The sequence below is a fragment of the Pseudomonas sp. AE27 genome (genome assembly GCF_037113495.1).
In the GTDB taxonomy this organism is placed as follows: domain Bacteria; phylum Pseudomonadota; class Gammaproteobacteria; order Pseudomonadales; family Pseudomonadaceae; genus Aquipseudomonas; species Aquipseudomonas palmensis.
Window position 1 is genome coordinate 5462160 of the sequence record NZ_CP146966.1, and the last position, 15921, is coordinate 5478080.

The 15921-nt window shown below is 60.9% G+C and carries 10 protein-coding genes and 3 pseudogenes; 9 read left to right on the plus strand and 4 right to left on the minus strand.

Translation table 11 applies throughout. The features are described 5' to 3' along the window. The first annotated feature begins 2 nt into the window (after positions 1-2). From V9K84_RS25125 to V9K84_RS25140, 4 genes are all read left to right on the plus strand, one after another. Positions 3-1094 carry an NADH:flavin oxidoreductase/NADH oxidase gene (locus tag V9K84_RS25125; RefSeq protein WP_013983157.1) on the plus strand — a complete coding sequence of 364 codons (1092 nt, stop codon included), beginning with the start codon at positions 3-5 and terminating at the stop codon, positions 1092-1094. A 126-nt stretch (positions 1095-1220) separates the two neighbouring features. Next, positions 1221-2210 carry a zinc-dependent alcohol dehydrogenase family protein gene (locus V9K84_RS25130; protein ID WP_003288730.1) on the plus strand — a complete coding sequence of 330 codons (990 nt, stop codon included), beginning with the start codon at positions 1221-1223 and terminating at the stop codon, positions 2208-2210. Between the two features lie 98 nt (positions 2211-2308). After that, a complete protein-coding gene (locus V9K84_RS25135; RefSeq protein ID WP_003288729.1) occupies positions 2309-2602 on the plus strand; it encodes a putative quinol monooxygenase in 294 nt (97 codons plus the stop codon). A 10-nt stretch (positions 2603-2612) separates the two neighbouring features. Continuing rightward, positions 2613-3632, plus strand: a complete 1020-nt coding sequence (locus tag V9K84_RS25140) for a zinc-binding alcohol dehydrogenase family protein (RefSeq protein WP_003288728.1) — start codon at positions 2613-2615, stop codon at positions 3630-3632. 167 nt (positions 3633-3799) lie between these two features. Here the strand turns inward: V9K84_RS25140 and V9K84_RS25145 are convergent. Both V9K84_RS25145 and V9K84_RS25150 read right to left on the minus strand, forming a co-directional pair. Then, positions 3800-4891: pseudogene (locus V9K84_RS25145) on the minus strand (IS1182 family transposase); the annotation flags it as partial. 325 nt (positions 4892-5216) lie between these two features. Next, entirely contained in the window at positions 5217-5396 is a 180-nt protein-coding gene (locus V9K84_RS25150) for a hypothetical protein (protein ID WP_162208461.1), read from the minus strand. Between the two features lie 422 nt (positions 5397-5818). Between V9K84_RS25150 and V9K84_RS25155 the strand changes: the two genes are divergently transcribed. The 5 genes and pseudogenes from V9K84_RS25155 to mobH all read left to right on the plus strand — a co-directional run bounded on the left by V9K84_RS25155 (position 5819) and on the right by mobH (position 11219). After that, complete coding sequence (locus V9K84_RS25155) at positions 5819-6943, plus strand: alkene reductase (protein ID WP_047280121.1); 1125 nt, start codon at positions 5819-5821, stop codon at positions 6941-6943. A 66-nt stretch (positions 6944-7009) separates the two neighbouring features. Continuing rightward, positions 7010-7993, plus strand: a complete 984-nt coding sequence (locus V9K84_RS25160; RefSeq protein ID WP_003291626.1) for an LLM class oxidoreductase — start codon at positions 7010-7012, stop codon at positions 7991-7993. A 138-nt stretch (positions 7994-8131) separates the two neighbouring features. Further along, positions 8132-8437 carry a helix-turn-helix transcriptional regulator gene (locus V9K84_RS25165; protein WP_012464920.1) on the plus strand — a complete coding sequence of 102 codons (306 nt, stop codon included), beginning with the start codon at positions 8132-8134 and terminating at the stop codon, positions 8435-8437. Between the two features lie 270 nt (positions 8438-8707). Continuing rightward, positions 8708-9199 (plus strand): annotated as a pseudogene (locus V9K84_RS25170) (IS66 family transposase); the annotation flags it as partial. A gap of 178 nt (positions 9200-9377) precedes the next feature. Further along, positions 9378-11219 (plus strand): annotated as a pseudogene (gene mobH / locus V9K84_RS25175) (MobH family relaxase). Between the two features lie 79 nt (positions 11220-11298). Here mobH and V9K84_RS25180 read toward each other — a convergent pair. Together V9K84_RS25180 and nhaA are read right to left on the minus strand one after the other, a co-directional pair. Then, positions 11299-13950 (minus strand): excinuclease ABC subunit UvrA, encoded by a 2652-nt coding sequence (locus V9K84_RS25180; RefSeq protein ID WP_047280119.1) that lies wholly within the window; start codon positions 13948-13950, stop codon positions 11299-11301. 25 nt (positions 13951-13975) lie between these two features. Continuing rightward, positions 13976-15754: a Na+/H+ antiporter NhaA gene (gene nhaA, locus V9K84_RS25185; RefSeq protein ID WP_228770635.1), complete on the minus strand. Its 1779-nt coding sequence runs from the start codon at positions 15752-15754 to the stop codon at positions 13976-13978. Positions 15755-15921 lie beyond the last annotated feature (167 nt).

Genomic DNA, 15921 nt, shown 5'->3' on the forward strand with positions numbered 1-15921 from the left:
CAATGTCTGCGCTGTTCCAACCCTTCACGCTTAAAGACGTCACGCTTCGCAACCGTATTGCGATTCCCCCTATGTGCATGTACTCGTCAAACGATGGCCTGATCAACGAGTGGCACAGTGTTCACTACGCCTCCCTTGCGCGTGGCGGGGCGGGGTTGGTGATTGTCGAAGCAACCGCTGTAGCGCCAGAAGGGCGGATCACTCCTGGCTGTGCGGGTATTTGGAACGATGAGCTGGCCCAGGCCTTCGTACCGGTGGTGCAGTCGATCAAGGCAGCCGGCTCGGTCCCCGGCCTGCAGATCGCCCACGCCGGTCGCAAGGCAAGCGCAAACCGTCCATGGGAAGGTGATGACCACATCGCTGAAGATGACGCCCGTGGCTGGCAGACCATCGCTCCATCGGCCATAGCTTTTGGCGGTCACCTGGCCAAGCAGCCGCAAGCCATGACGCTGGAAGACATTGCCCGTGTGCGTGAGGATTTCGTCGCAGCCGCTCGCCGTGCGCGTGACGCTGGCTTCGAGTGGCTGGAGCTGCATTTCGCCCATGGTTATCTGGCCCAGTCGTTCCTTTCCGAACACTCCAACCATCGCGATGACGCCTACGGCGGCAGTTTCGACAACCGTAGCCGCTTCCTGCTTGAAACGCTGGCGGCTGTTCGTGAGGTTTGGCCGGAGCACCTGCCGCTAACCGCTCGTCTAGGGGTTATCGAATACGACGGCCGGGACGAACAGACGCTGACCGAGGCTATCGAACTGACACGTCGCTTCAAAGATGGTGGCCTGGATCTGCTGAGCGTCAGCATTGGTTTCACCATCGCTGAAACCAACATTCCCTGGGCGCCTGGCTTCATGGGCGAAGTTGCCCAGCGCGTGAAGCGTGAGGCGGGGATACCAGTGGCTTCGGCATGGGGCTTCGGCACGCCAAGCGTTGCCGAAGAAGCGGTCAAGAGCGGTCAGCTGGACTTGGCGATGATTGGGCGAGCACATCTGGCCAATCCAAATTGGTCCTATCTTGCCGCCCAAGAGCTGGGCGTAGAGCGTGCGTCCTGGACCTTGCCGGCTCCCTATGCCCACTGGCTTGAACGCTACAAGTGATCCGTCGGGGCGAAGACGGCCGTCATGGCCTAATCGCCCGCTGCCTCAGCGCCGATGTGCGCTGGTGGCTACCTGGCTGGGCCGCTCATGGCTCGGCCCTTCCGATAGATAGCTGAGGATTACGCTATGTCTCGCGTCATACGCTTTCATCGCACCGGTGGACCGGAGGTTCTCCAGATCGACGAGATCGACGTGCCGGCTCCCGGCGCGAACGAGGTTCAAATCAACGTCAGGGCGCTCGGCATCAACCGGGCTGAAGTGATGTACCGCACAGGCCAGTACGTCATCGAACCGACGTTTCCCGCCATGCTGGGCTATGAAGCGGCTGGGACCGTATCTGCAGTGGGTCCCGGTGTGGTCGGCTTCGCTGTTGGCGATGCGGTCAGCGTAGTGCCCGCGTTCTCCTTTGACGAATACGGCTTGTACGGTGAATTGGTCAACGCGCCGGCTCACGCGGTGGTCAAACACCCGGAAGCGCTTTCTTTCACGGAAGCAGCGGCGACCTGGATGAAGTTTGTCACTGCCTATGGCGCACTGATCGAGCTTGGTGGGCTGCAGGCCGGCGAGACGGTGCTAATCCGTGCGGCGTCCAGCAGCGTGGGGCTTGCCGCTATCCAGATTGCGAACATGGTGGGCGCCGTTCCTGTCGCGCTGACCCGCACCAGCGACAAGCGCGAGGCCTTACTTCAGGCCGGGGCGGCGGCAGTCATTGCGACGCAGGAGCAGGACATGGTGGCCGAGGTCATGACGATGACTCATGGCAAAGGCGCTCGCATGGCCTTCGATCCCGTTGGCGGGCCCGAAGTGGCCTTGGTGCTCAAGGCACTGGCGAACCACGGCATCTTCTTCCAGTACGGCGCTTTGGACACTCGGGATATCCCTGTGTCGGTCATGGACCTGCTCGGCAAGCATCTGACGCTGCGTGGTTATCAGCTGTTCGAGATCACCCAGGATCGAGAAAAACTCGAACGGGCCAAGCACTTCATCAACGAAGGGCTCGCCTCTGGGCAGCTGCAGCCGGTAATCGACCGTACATTCAGCTTCGACGAGATGGCCGAGGCTCACCGGTACATGGAATCGAATGCCCAGGTGGGCAAGATTGTTGTAACGCTTTAAACCACGTGCAGGTCTTCGCGGCATGGCCGGTAGGGTCACTGTCGATAAGCCCATGCCAGCTCGATGCGTCTCTCACACATGCACAGACAGGAGGTTCGATGACCACCCCACTCACACTGGTTGCCACATTGGTCGCCAAGGCCGGCTCCGAAGATGAGCTCCAGCAGACGCTGCAGGATCTGCAAGGCGCAAGTCGCGCCGAAGCAGACTGCATCCAATACGACTTTCATAAAGATGCAGAACAGCCTCGCACCTTCCATATGGTTGAGCAGTGGCGAGACGAAGCGGCGCTGACTGCGCACGAGGCCACCCCGCATTTCCAGGCAGCGCTGCCCGTCATCGAACGCGCCGCCGAAAAATTCTCCGTCATGAAAATGTACCGCGTCTCCTGAGGAGCTCCGAATGAAAGCCATTGCACACTTCAAATGTCTGCCTGTTGAGAACCCTGACGCCCTCGTGGAGATCGATCTACCCGAGCCAGTGCCGGGGCCGCGCGACCTGCTGGTAGAAGTCAAGGCCGTATCGGTCAACCCGGTCGATACCAAAGTCCGCCAGGGCTACGTGCCGCATACAGACGAAACACAGCCGCGCATCCTCGGTTGGGACGCTGCCGGCGTGGTCAAGTCGGTCGGTTCCGACGTAACGCTGTTCAAGCCCGGTGACAAGGTGTGGTACGCCGGGTCGCTGATCCGCCCGGGCAGCAACAGTGAGTTGCAGCTGGTAGACGAGCGCATTGTCGGATCGATGCCACAGTCGCTGGAGTTCGCCCAGGCCGCGGCGCTTCCCCTGACGTCTCTGACCGCTTGGGAATTGCTATTTGATCGCCTCGGCGTAGCGCGCGACACCACCGACCGTGGCGAAACGCTGCTGATCATTGGCGCTGCAGGCGGGGTGGGTTCAATCATGACTCAGCTGGCGCGTCAGTTGACCGGCCTGACCGTCATTGGTACGGCTTCGCGCCCTGAAACCCAGGCCTGGGTCACCGAACTCGGCGCCCATTACGTGATCGATCACACCAAGCCACTGAGCGAAGAGCTCAAGCGCATCGGCCTTCCGCAGGTCAGCTACGTCGCAAGCCTGACGCAGACCGATCGGCATTACGAGCAGATCATCGAGTCACTGAAGCCACAGGGCAGGTTGGGCCTGATCGATGACCCGGCCACGCTGGACGTCGTACCGCTCAAACGCAAGAGCCTGTCGCTGCACTGGGAGCTGATGTACACGCGCTCGCTGTACGAGACCGAGGACATGCAGGAGCAGCACAACATCCTCAATGAAGTGGCCCGCCAGATCGATGCGGGTGTGTTGCGCACCACCGTTGGCGAAAACTACGGGCGTATCAGCGCCGAAAACCTACGTCGCGCCCATGCCTTGCTGGAGAGCGGCAAGGCAAAGGGCAAGATCGTTCTGGAGGGCTTCTGACGGTATCTGGCTACCGGCTCATGCGGTAGGTAGCCAATGCTGGATTCAAGAGTAGCGCCCATGAGCGATTCAGTGAGCGCCTTGAAATGCCTCCTATTGAGATCGTCTCGCAAGACCATCACCCAGCCGTCAACGACTTCATCCGAAACGTCCAACTAATAGGAATTCATGCCTTTTTCAACGCTGGAGAAACGCCAGATCAGTGCCTCTCCAGCCGGGCAGGTGTATTCGTTTTTCGTCGCGTCATAAACGAAGGCATCTTTGTTGAACCGTCCTTCTGCCTTGGCGCTTGAAGTCATCGGCTTTGGTACATAGGCGGTGATGTTTGCGTCATGGCAGGCCAAGATTTCTTCGCTTTTGAAGTAGCCTCGGTCGGCGACTACCGACAACGTTTCTGCGCCGATGGCTTCACGAGCGTGCTTCGCCATTGAACTGAGCTGGTCACGGTCGGAGCCTCTATTGGTGACCTCGTGAGCAACTATCAGGTGATGCTGCGTATCGACAGCCGTCTGCACGTTGTAGCCGACGATACCGCTGCCGCGCGTCATCATTGAGCGGGCATCCGGGTCGGTCAGCGAAACCTGTTTGTCTGGCGATTCGTTGAGCTGAGCTTCGACCCCCTGAAGCTCTTTCATCTGCGCTTTGAGCTTGGCGATTTTATCTTCCAGGCTGGCAGTGTCTGGCGCGGAGGCGCTAGGAATCTGTCGATCAGCCACATCGAGCGCAGCCAAATAACGGCTTATGCTCGTCTCGATTTCTTCCATGCGCCGCTTCAGTTTGGCGCTGGTGAAATTCCGGTCTCGGTTGTTCACCGCCTTGAATTTACTGCCGTCGATGGCAACCAGGTTTTCGCTAAAAAGGCCCAACTGCTGGCAGAGCAAAACGAACTGGCGGCAAACGCCGCGAATGGCTTTGCTGTTGTCTTTTCGGAAGTTGGCGATGGTCTTGAAGTCGGGCATCAATCGCCCGGTTAACCACATGAGTTCGACATTGCGCTGAGCTTCTCGCTCAAGACGCCGGCTCGATTGAATGCGGTTTAGATAGCCATAGATATAGATCTTCAGCAGGATCGCAGGGTGGTAAGCCGGTCTTCCGGTTTCGGCTGGAATGACGCCATCAAAACCTAGCGTGGCTAGGTCGAGTTCGTCGACGAAAACGTCGACCACGCGCACTGGGTTGGTATCGCTGACGTAATCGTCGAGGCTTTCGGGGAGTAAGGTGCTTTGACCTCGGTGTTCACCCTGGATAAACCGTTTCATGGGCGTCCCTTGCGATGACAGTCTCAGAAATCATAGCAAGGGTTTGTACGGGCGTTTTTACACACTCTGGGCCGCAAGCTGCCAGTGAGCAACCCATGTGCGCAATATTACATAACAGACACCCGGGCATCCACGACGTAAAGTTAGAAGCCGCTATCGAAACCAAAGCTAGATACAAACGCTCTATGGCCTGAGGAATTCCTCTGATTGTCCGCTGAAATGACCACATCACCTCAGCCGTCAGCGACCTCAGACCTACGATCCAAGTCTCGCTGATCATTAAGGGCCACGGCGTCCGCACGCATTCGAGCAGGCACTGTATCTCTCAGCTTTGAAAAGTCAGCATCGCTTGCAGGCTTTGGGCATCAAGGAATTCGTCAATCAGAAGCTGATTAGCGTCATCGATATTGACGCGCCGTTCTAACTTCATCTGCACATCAACGCAAACATCAATACCTGATGCAACCAGCCTCCTTGATGAAAAAATCAAGGGAGCTGGCTGCATAGGCAACCCTGGCGCGAAGCACGGCGCGCTCCCAGCTGATCCAGAAGTGAGCTGCAAGGGCGTGGAACCATGCGTACGTGCCGGAAGCAATATTAATATATTGACATATATGAATATCGAGAATAGTCTACCCATAACCGCGCTAGAAACCCCAGGAGGTAGTCCCATGAAAGATTCCAGCGATACCCATCCGAATCACCTTCCCGACAGCAGCTACGGCCTGTTTATTGACAACCAGTGAGTTTCGGACAAATACGGTGAAGCCCTCGACATTATCAACGCCACAGCTGCCGACGTCGCCCGCGCGGTGCAGGGCGCACAGCGCGCCTTCGTGACCTGGACCGCTCGGGCTCTTCTGACCTCGTTGATCCATGTTTTTTTGACTTATAACATCGAATATTTTAGATATGCAGGTAAACGAAATGTCACAATCAGAACTTTTCAAAACCACTCAGCTGGGCCCATACACCCTTAAGAACCGTATCGTTCTGCCGCCACTGACGCGCTCGCGCAGCTCCCAACCCGGCAATATTGCGAACGACCTAATGGCCACCTATTACCGTCAGCGCAGCGGTGCTGGCTTCATGGTGACCGAGGGCACACAGATCGAACCCCGAGGACAGGGTTATGCCTGGACACCTGGCATTCATAGCCCGGAACAGATACAAGGCTGGCGTAAGGTCACCGACGCTGTTCACGCCGAAGGGGGGGTGATCTTTGCTCAACTTTGGCATGTGGGCCGCGTGTCGCACACATCGCTGCAACCCGGTGGTGAAGCGCCCGTCGCGCCATCAGCCATCCGCGCGGACAACGTCAAGGTGTTCATCGAAACTGGCCCCGGCACGGGTACACTGGCCGACCCTTCGACCCCACGAGCCCTGTCCACCAAGGAGGTAAAGGAACTGGTTGAGCTCTACGCCCAAGCAGCCCGAAATGCTTTGGACGCAGGTTTTGACGGGGTGGAGCTTCACTGCGCGAACGGGTACCTGGTAAACCAGTTCATTTCGGCCCATACCAACCAGCGTGATGATGAATATGGCGGTTCGCTGCAGAACCGTCTTCGCTTCCTGCGCGAAATCACCCTCGCTGTTGCTGGTGTGGTCGGCAAGGAGCGCGTTGGCGTTCGCTTCGCCCCGCTGTTCGCGACCACAGACGAAGACCGCGTCTACCTTGGTCTAGTCGAAGAAGATCCTCATCAAACCTACATCGAGGCAGTGAAGATCCTCGAGGAAGTGGGCATTGCCTACCTGTCGCTCGCCGAAGCCGATTGGGAAAACGCACCCGAGCTGCCTGAGACGTTCCGGGAAGCTGTTCGTAAGACCTTCAGCGGCAAGATTATCTATGCCGGCAAGTACACCGCTGAACGAGGAAATCGCGTGATAAAAGCTGGCTGGGGCGATCTGATCGCTTTTGGCCGCCCCTTCATTGCGAACCCCGACCTGCCCGCTCGTATCGCCAACAACTGGCCGCTTAACCCAGTTGATCCAAGCACCATGTACGGCGGTACCGATAAAGGCTACACCGACTACCCGACTTACAAATCCTAAACGCTCAATGCCACGCCCCATAACTCAGGGGCGTGGCTCAGCGATTGTTGACCGAGGAAGTTAAGCATGTACCAACCGAGCACGATCCCCTACCAAGAGCATAGGGGATTCAAACGAACCTTCAGGCAGGGTCATCTAAGCCTTGGGCTGTTCTTTCCCCTGGAGGCTTTCGAAGGTGATACACCGAGCATGCTAGATCAGGTCGCGCTGGCCAAACGTGCAGAGGCACTTGGTTTTTCGGCGCTCTGGTTTCGCGACGTCCCACTCAGGGACCCAAGCTTCGGCGATGTCGGCCAGGTTTTCGACCCTTGGGTGTATCTGGGCTACATGGCAGCCCATACAACAAAAATCGCACTAGGCACCGCCTCCATCGCCCTTACTTTGCGTAATCCCTTGCACACGGCAAAGGCCGCAGCGAGCATTGATCAGTTGAGCGGAGGTCGCTTGCTCCTGGGAGTAGCCTCTGGCGATCGTCCCGTGGAGTTTCCCGCATTCAGCATTGATCCAGAACAGCGTGGCGAGACCTTTCAAGAAAACCTCAATGTGATACGCCAAGCCCATCGAACACACTTCGAGCCCATTCGCTGGAGTCACGGCGAGTTACTGGGGGCCGATCTCGTTCCCAAACCTACGACTCGGGAAATACCGCTATTCGTAACCGGACACAGCCGCCAGCCGCTCGATTGGATCGCGCGTGAAAGCCATGGATGGATCAACTATCCACGTCCGCCAAAAATGCAGCGACTCATCGTGGAAGATTGGCGACAGGAAACGGCTAAACAATGTGGCACTATCTACAAGCCGTTCTTGCAATCGCTGTATATCGACCTGGACGAACACCCATCCACGCCACCCTCGCCTATCCATCTAGGATTCCGACTGGGACGTAACCACCTGCGGGCCTTGCTGGATACACTTCAGGAAATCGGTGTAGATCACGTCATCCTGAACCTCAAGTATGGTAAACGCCCCGCAGCAGAGGTTATCGAGGAACTTGGCAAACATATCGTCCCGCAATTCGGCGCACAGGTGCCCGATAGTCCTACCTGACAGGGCAATAGGATTCCAGTCCAAACCAGCCCGTCATTGCGACGGGCAGGCGCGCAGAGATCATGGCGAAGCCTTCCAATTTGATGCGCGAATCAGGAAGATATCTAGATATCGAAAAAAACAGGTCTCAAAAAATTCATGACTATTGACGTCAACGAAGCCCTGAAAGCATTGGCGAACCCGACGCGCCTTGCCATCCTCAATTGGCTCAAGGATCCCAGGACAGTCTTTCCCGAGCAGGAAGTCGACCCAGAAACGGTAGGCGTGTGCGTCAGTATCATCCAAGAGCGCACGGGCCTCTCGCAGTCAACGACATCGCTTTATCTCGCAGCTCTACAGCGCGCGCAATTGGTGACATCGCAGCGGATCGGCCCCTGGACCTACTACAAACGCCACGATGAGAATATCGATGCCTTCTTCAAGGCGCTGCAAGAAAGAATCTAGGGCTGCACACCCTTGTATTTCTGACTGATTTCAGTCTTTGCCGATGTCAAAAACAGCAATCTGACCAAATAACGATCAGATCATCCGAAGCTTCGAGTGATCGAATAGCATTACCAGTGATGCGGTGCGCGGAAAAAACGCTCCTATAGCAAAACTGCCACTTGACAACGCTGAAACCAGGGGCTGTACACGCAAAAGACAGCACACTCCAGAGAGGGACGCGAAGCCCTTCAAGTGCTCTTCTACGGCCAACCTTCTTTAGGGGGCAGCCGCCACGGCGTCGACATCCCACGCCAGCCCCTGGCGCGTTGGGTGATCCAAAGTGGCGAGCAACTGCAACCGTTGCTCAACCTGATGCGCGACAAGCTGCTGGACTACCCCGTGTTGCACTGCGACGAAACGCGCTTGCAGGTGCTGCATGAACCGGGACGCGACCCCTCGGCACAATCCTGGATGTGGGTGCAAAGCGGTGGGCCGCCGGACAAGCCGGTGATCCTTTTCGACTACACAGCCAGCCGCGCGCAGGAGGTGCCGCTACGCCTGCTCGATGGCTACCGCGGCTACCTGATGACCGACGACTACGCCGGTTACAACGCCGTGGCTGCACGCGACGGCATCGAACGCCTGGGCTGCTGGGCGCATGCGCGACGCAAGTTCGTCGAAGCCCAAAAGGTGCAGCCCAAGGGCAAGACTGGGCGTGCCGACGTGGCGCTGAGCCTGATCAACAAGCTCTACGGCATCGAGCGTGACCTGAAGGACGCTGACCATTCCACTCCAGCGGGTTCCCCATTGACGCTGGAGCCGCATCCCATTTCCCGCTATACCGAAGCGGTTAAAGGCCAAAGGGCCGAAAAGGCAAGGGAATGGGAGTGCAAGGGGAAAGGCCCTACCTCGAAAAGGCGAAAAGGCATCCCGGCCGGCCCCCCCAGAGGACACCCACATGCTCTCCCTGTTCCAGCGAAAACGGCCTCCGGTCACTGCCCCATCACCAGCGCCCGCCACCGACCTCCCCAAAGGGCTGCTACGGCCCGAATCGGCCGCATCGCTGCTGGCGACACCGCGCCGACAGAAGCTGCTGGAACACATCTGGCAGCGCACGTCGCTGTCGCGCCGGCAGTTCGCCACGCTGTACCGCACGCCGCTGGAGCGCTACGCCGAGCTGGTCCAGCAATTCCCCGCTTCCGAGAGCCATCATCACGCTTACCCCGGCGGCATGCTGGATCACGGGTTGGAGATCGTCGCCTATGCGCTCAAGCTGCGGCAGTCCCATCTGTTGCCCATCGGCGCCAGCCCCGAAGACCAGGCGGCGCAGTCGGAAGCCTGGACCGCCGCCGTTGCTTACGCCGCGCTGCTGCACGACATCGGCAAGGTGGCCGTCGATCTGCTGGTCGAGCTGGCAGACGGTTCGCTGTGGCATCCCTGGCACGGCCCGCTGCACCAGTCGTACCGCTTCCGCTACCGCGAAGACCGCGAGTACCGGTTGCACAGCGCCGCAACAGGGCTGCTCTACCGCCAATTGCTCGATGGTCCGCTCCTAGACTGGCTCAGCGGCTATCCGTCTCTGTGGGCACCATTGCTCTACGTCTTGGCCGGGCAGTACGAGCACGCCGGCGTGCTGGGTGAACTGGTCGTGCAGGCTGATCGCGCTTCTGTGGCACAGGAACTGGGCGGCGATCCCGCGCGCGCCATGGCCGCGCCCAGGCACGCGCTGCAACGCAAGCTGCTGGACGGGCTGCGCTTCCTGCTCAAGGAACAGTTGAAGCTGAATCAGCCGGAAGCCTCCGATGGCTGGCTCACTGAGGATGGGCTGTGGCTGGTGAGCAAGACTGTCTCGGACAAGCTGCGCGCGCACCTGCTGTCTCAGGGGATCGACGGCATTCCTGCGAACAACACCGCCGTCTTCAACGTGCTGCAGGACCACGGCATGCTCCAGCCTACCTCAGACGGCAAGGCGGTCTGGCGCGCGACCGTGACCAGTGCGACCGGCTGGTCCTACTCGTTCACCCTGTTGCGCCTCGCGCCCGCGCTGATCTGGGAATCCGGCGAGCGGCCAGCGCTTTTCGCAGGCACGGTGGCGATCGACACGACGCCAGCGGAAATCAACGGCGGTGCACCAGGCACACCGCCCGCGGTCGTGGGGCAGCCAGCACCCGAAGGTCAGGAGACTCCCCCTTGGGAATGCCCTCGCAGCGATACCGCCTTGCCGACTGCGGCCCCGCCCGTGCCTGACGTCATGGAGGACATGCTGGCGATGGTTGGATTGGATGGCACGGCCGACATGGGGAAGGGTGAAGATCCAGTGGAGAAAGTCCCTGCCCCAACCACAGCCGCAGCGTCTCCCTTGCCACTTACCCCTGCGCCTGGACCTGCATCAACTCCAACAGTCGCGATACCATCCGGGGAGCATTTCATGACGTGGCTGCAACAGGGAGTCGCCGCGCGGCGACTCATCATCAACGACGCCAAGGCGCTCGTGCATACGGTGAGCGACACCGCCTACCTGGTCAGTCCCGGCGTGTTCCAGCGCTATGCGCAGGAACATCCCCAGGTGGATGCGCTGGTCAGGCAAGACAAGCAACCGGATTGGCAGTGGGTGCAAAAGCGCTTTTAGAAACTGCAGCTACACCGCAAGCACCCAAATGGCCTGAACATTTGGACCTGTGAAGTCACGGGCCCGAGGAAGTCCCGCCGACTGCATGGCTACCTCCTCGAAAATGGGTCCTTGGTATTCGCCGAAATACCGCCCAACAATCCCTATCTTGCTCTGACTCAGGAAGGATGACGCGACTCGGGCAGCGACCGTCACCACCGTATGGCGACGATCAATGCCCCGCGAAGCTGGCAACATTTGGCAAACTAAGCTACTCGGCCCGCGCCAACTCCCGTGCAAGGAACGGAGCGGTTCGGCTGCCAGACTTTCGGGCCACCTGCTGAGGGGAACCCGCCACCACGATGCTGCCGCCGGCAGCGCCCGCGCCTGGCCCTACGTCAATCATCCAGTCGGCTTGGGCCACCGCACGCATGTCGTGCTCGATCATCACTACGGTATTGCCGGAATCGACCAGGCGCTGCAACTGCACCAGCAGCCGGTCGGCATCCGACGCGTGCAGCCCGGTGGTCGGCTCGTCGAGCACGTACAGGCTTCGGCCGCGCTGGCTGCGCTGAAGCTCGGTCGCCAGCTTGATGCGCTGCGCCTCGCCACCGGAAAGCTCAGTGGCTGGTTGTCCCAGGCGCAGATAGCCCAGTCCGATGTCGCGCAGCAGTTGCAGGGGCCTTGCCACCGCGTCTTCACCCGCGAAGAATTCGCTGGCCTCGTCCACGGTCATCTGCAGCACCTCGGCGATGTTGCGCCCGTTCCACTGCACCTTCAGCGTGGCCTCGTTGTAGCGCGCGCCATGGCAGGTCGGGCACGGCGCGTACACGCTGGGCATGAACAGCAGTTCCACGCTAACGAAACCCTCGCCCTCGCAAGTCTCGCAGCGCCCCTTGGCGACGTTGAACGAGAACCGTCCGGCATCATAGCGGCGGCGTCGAGCATCGGGCGTGGCGGCGAACAGCTTGCGCACATGGTCGAACAGACCCGTGTAGGTAGCCAGGTTCGACCGCGGCGTGCGCCCGATCGGCTTCTGGTCAACCTGCACCAGGCGCTGTATGGCGTCCACGTCGCCCGCCAGATGGCCGCCGGTCGCTTCGACCACTGCCGGCCCTTCGCTGGTGGCGCTTTCGGCGGCATCGTCTTCAGGCTCGTGGCCCAGGTGCAGCAGCATCAATTCCGGCAGGGCCTGCGCGATGAGGCTGGATTTGCCGGAGCCAGAGATGCCGGTAACGGCTGTCAGCACGCCCAGCGGAATGCGCGCATCCACGCCATGCAGGTTATGGCGGTGGATGCCCTGCAGCTCCAACCAGCCGGTCGCTTCGCGTGCTCGGCTTCCGGGTGCGGGAATTTCGTCAAACAGGTAACGTGCAGTACGCGATTCGGCAATCTTGCGCAGGCCATCCGGCTCGCCGCTGTAGAGCACGCGGCCGCCACGCTCCCCGGCATCCGGCCCGACATCCACGAGCCATTGCGCGCGGCGCATCAGGTCCAGATCGTGCTCCACCACAAACACCGAGTTGCCCGCGTCGCGCAGCCGGTCGAGTGCATCGTACAGGGCCTGGCTGTCGGAGGGATGCAGGCCCGCCGAGGGTTCGTCGAGTACGTACACGACGCCGAACAGCAGGGAACTTAATTGCGTGGCCAACCGCAAGCGTTGCAACTCGCCGGCCGAAAGCGTCGGCGTGGCCCGGTCCAGCGTCAGGTAGCCCAGGCCTAGCTCGCGCAGTTGGCGCAGGCGCGCCATCACACCTCCAGCCAGGCGCTGTGCGGCGAGGCGCTTTTCTTCCGACAGCGCGGAGGTATGGCGCACGTCGGGCGATACCGCATGGACCGCATGGCCGGTGGCAGCGCGTTCGGCACGCTCGCGCCGGGTCGCTTCCTTGTCCGTAGCCGCACCCGCTGCATGGGCGCGGAAATCGCCCTGTGCGATGGGTTCGAGCAATGCCGCCAAGTGGTCCAGCGGCATCTGCATAAACGCGCCGATGTCCACCCCAGCGAAGGTGACCGACAGCGCTTCGGGCTTGAGCCTCTTGCCGTGGCAGGTAGGGCACGGTTTGCCCTCCATGAACCGGGATACGCGCTTTCTCATCAGCGCGCTCTGGGTATTGGCGAAGGTGTGCAACACATACCGCCGGGCGCCGGTGAAGGTGCCCATGTAGCTCGGCTCCATCTTGCGTTTGAGCGCGGAGCGGGTTTCGGCAGGCGTGAAACCGGCGTACACCGGCACCGTTGGTGTTTCCTCGGTGAACAGAATCCAGTCGCGATCCTTTTTCGGCAGGTCCTTCCACGGCCGGTCAACGTCGTAGCCCATGCTGACCAGGATGTCGCGCAGGTTCTGGCCCTGCCAGGCGGGTGGCCAGGAAGCAATCGCCCGCTCACGGATGCTCAGGGAGGGGTCGGGCACCATGAGCGCCTCGGTCACCTCGTACACATGACCCAAGCCGTGGCAGGCCGGGCACGCCCCCTGCGGCGTGTTCGGCGAAAAATCCTCGGCGTACAGCATTGGCTGGTTGGCGGGATAGGTGCCGGCGCGCGAATACATCATCCGCACCAGGCTGGACAGGGTGGTCACACTGCCCACGGAGGAACGCGCATTGCTGGACCCCCGCTGCTGCTGCAGCGCCACCGCTGGTGGCAGGCCGTCGATCGCATCTACGTCCGGCACGCCCGCCTGGTCGATCAGGCGCCGTGCATAGGGGGCCACCGACTCAAAATAGCGTCGCTGTGCCTCGGCATAGATGGTGCCGAAGGCCAGCGAGGACTTCCCGGAGCCGGAGACACCCGAGAACACCACCAGCGCATTCCGCGGGATAGAGACGTCCACCTCTTTGAGGTTGTTCTCGCGCGCGCCACGCACCTGCACGAGGCCGCTGGCCGCAGCGGTACAAGAGGATTCACCGAAAGAATTGCTTGGCATGTTCTTATCCTGTAGTTCGCCCCGCTCAGGACGGGACTTCCTGAGTGCGAGGGCCGCGGCGACTGGCTTCGAGCACTGCGGTGAGAGTGCGGGCGTCGTAACTGCCGAGCAGACGACGACCCTGGATGAAGAACGTAGGAGTGACGTGCGCACCGCTGGCGACCGCGCTGACGAGGTCACGCTCGACACGCTCTATCACTGCGGGACTGTCGAGATCCGCGATGAACCGATCGATGTCAAGACCCAGCTCGGCGGCGTAGCCGATCAAGTCCTCTCGCTCCAGCGCATGCTGACGGGTGAACACGAAGTCCAGCCACGGCCAGAACATCCCCTGGTTCGATGCCGCCTCGGACGCCCGCGCGGCGATCGGCCCGTGGGGGTGGTGCGGCAACTGGCGCACCACATACCGCAGGTCGTCCCCGAAGTGGGCGCGCAGATCGTCCCACGAACCGGTGGCGTGTGCACAGTACGCGCACTCGAAGTCAATGTACTCCACGAGCGTGAGCTGGGCGTCCTCCGGACCGCGGATGTGATCGACTTCCGGATCGACTGGTGGCTCAAGTACCATCGGCAAATCGGCAGTCTCCTCCCCCCACTTGAGAGCGGCGACCTTGAATATCAGCCACCCGAGCAACGTGGCGAACACCATCGACACGAGCACGCCGACCGTCGCCTGGCGGCCCAGGTCCGAGGTCGTGCCGAACGCGAGCCCGATGATGAGCAGCGACACGGTGAACCCGATCCCGGACAGCGCCGCCCCACCGAACACGCTCCCCACCCCGACGCCCTCGGGCAGCCGGCCCAGGCCGAGACGGATGGCGACGAGCGTGGTGAGCCCGATGCCCAGGAGCTTGCCGAGCACGAGCCCTGCGATGACGCCCCACGTGACTGGCGAGCCAAAGGCCTCGGCGAGCAGCCCGCCACGCAGGTCCACCCCGGCGTTCGCCAAGGCGAACACCGGCACGATCAGCAGCGCCGTCGGCAGCCGCAGGAACTCGTGCAGCCGCTCATTCACCGAGATACCCTGGGACAGCCCGCAGTCCACCGCGCGGGCCGATGCGGCACTCGGAGACTGCCAGAAGTCACGGAACAACTGTCTTGCCGCAACGACCCCGTGACGTTGCGTCGCATAGGCGGGGATCAGCAGCCCCGCGGCCATCCCGGCGAGGGAGGCATGGATGCCGGAATACACGGTTGCGAACCACAGCACGATCACGATCAACACATACGGCGTCGCCCGCCACTGGCGGGTGCGCCCCAACAACCACAATCCAACGAGGCTGGCGAGGGCGATAAGCAACGGGACGATCCGGATCTCCTCGCTATAGACGATGCCGATGATGGACACTGCGAGGAAGTCATCGACCACGGTCAGGGTGAGCAGGAACACGCGCAACTGACCCGATAGCCGCGGGCCGACGATCGCCAAGGTGCCCAGCATGAACGCCGTATCGGTGCCGACCACCGCACCCCACCCGTGCAGGCCCTCACTTCCGGCTAGTTTCACGATCAGGACATACACCAGCGCGGGAAGCACGACTCCCGTGACCCCCGCGATCAGGGCGAGGCGGGCACGGCTGCGGTCACGGAGCGATCCGTGGGCGAACTCCTGACGCACCTCCAGTCCGATCAGGAAGAAGAAGACGACCATCAGGCCGTCGTTGACCCAGTGATGCAGATCCATGTGTAGGCGCAGTGGCCCGAAGTTGAACCCGACGTCTAGGTGCCACAACTCGAAATAGGCGTTAGATAGCGGCGAGTTCGCCCACACGAGCGCCACAACCGTGACGATCACCAGCAGCACCGCAGCGCCAGACTCCGTGCGTAGATAGTGGGCAACGCGTCTCCGTCTGATATGCGCCGAGGACTCACCAAAAGAAGAGGCTGGCATGTGCTTATCCTGTAGTTTGTGAGATCACGATGGGCAGGTTTCGGATGGACCGATCAGGCGTCCGCCTCTGGCGGCGTCTC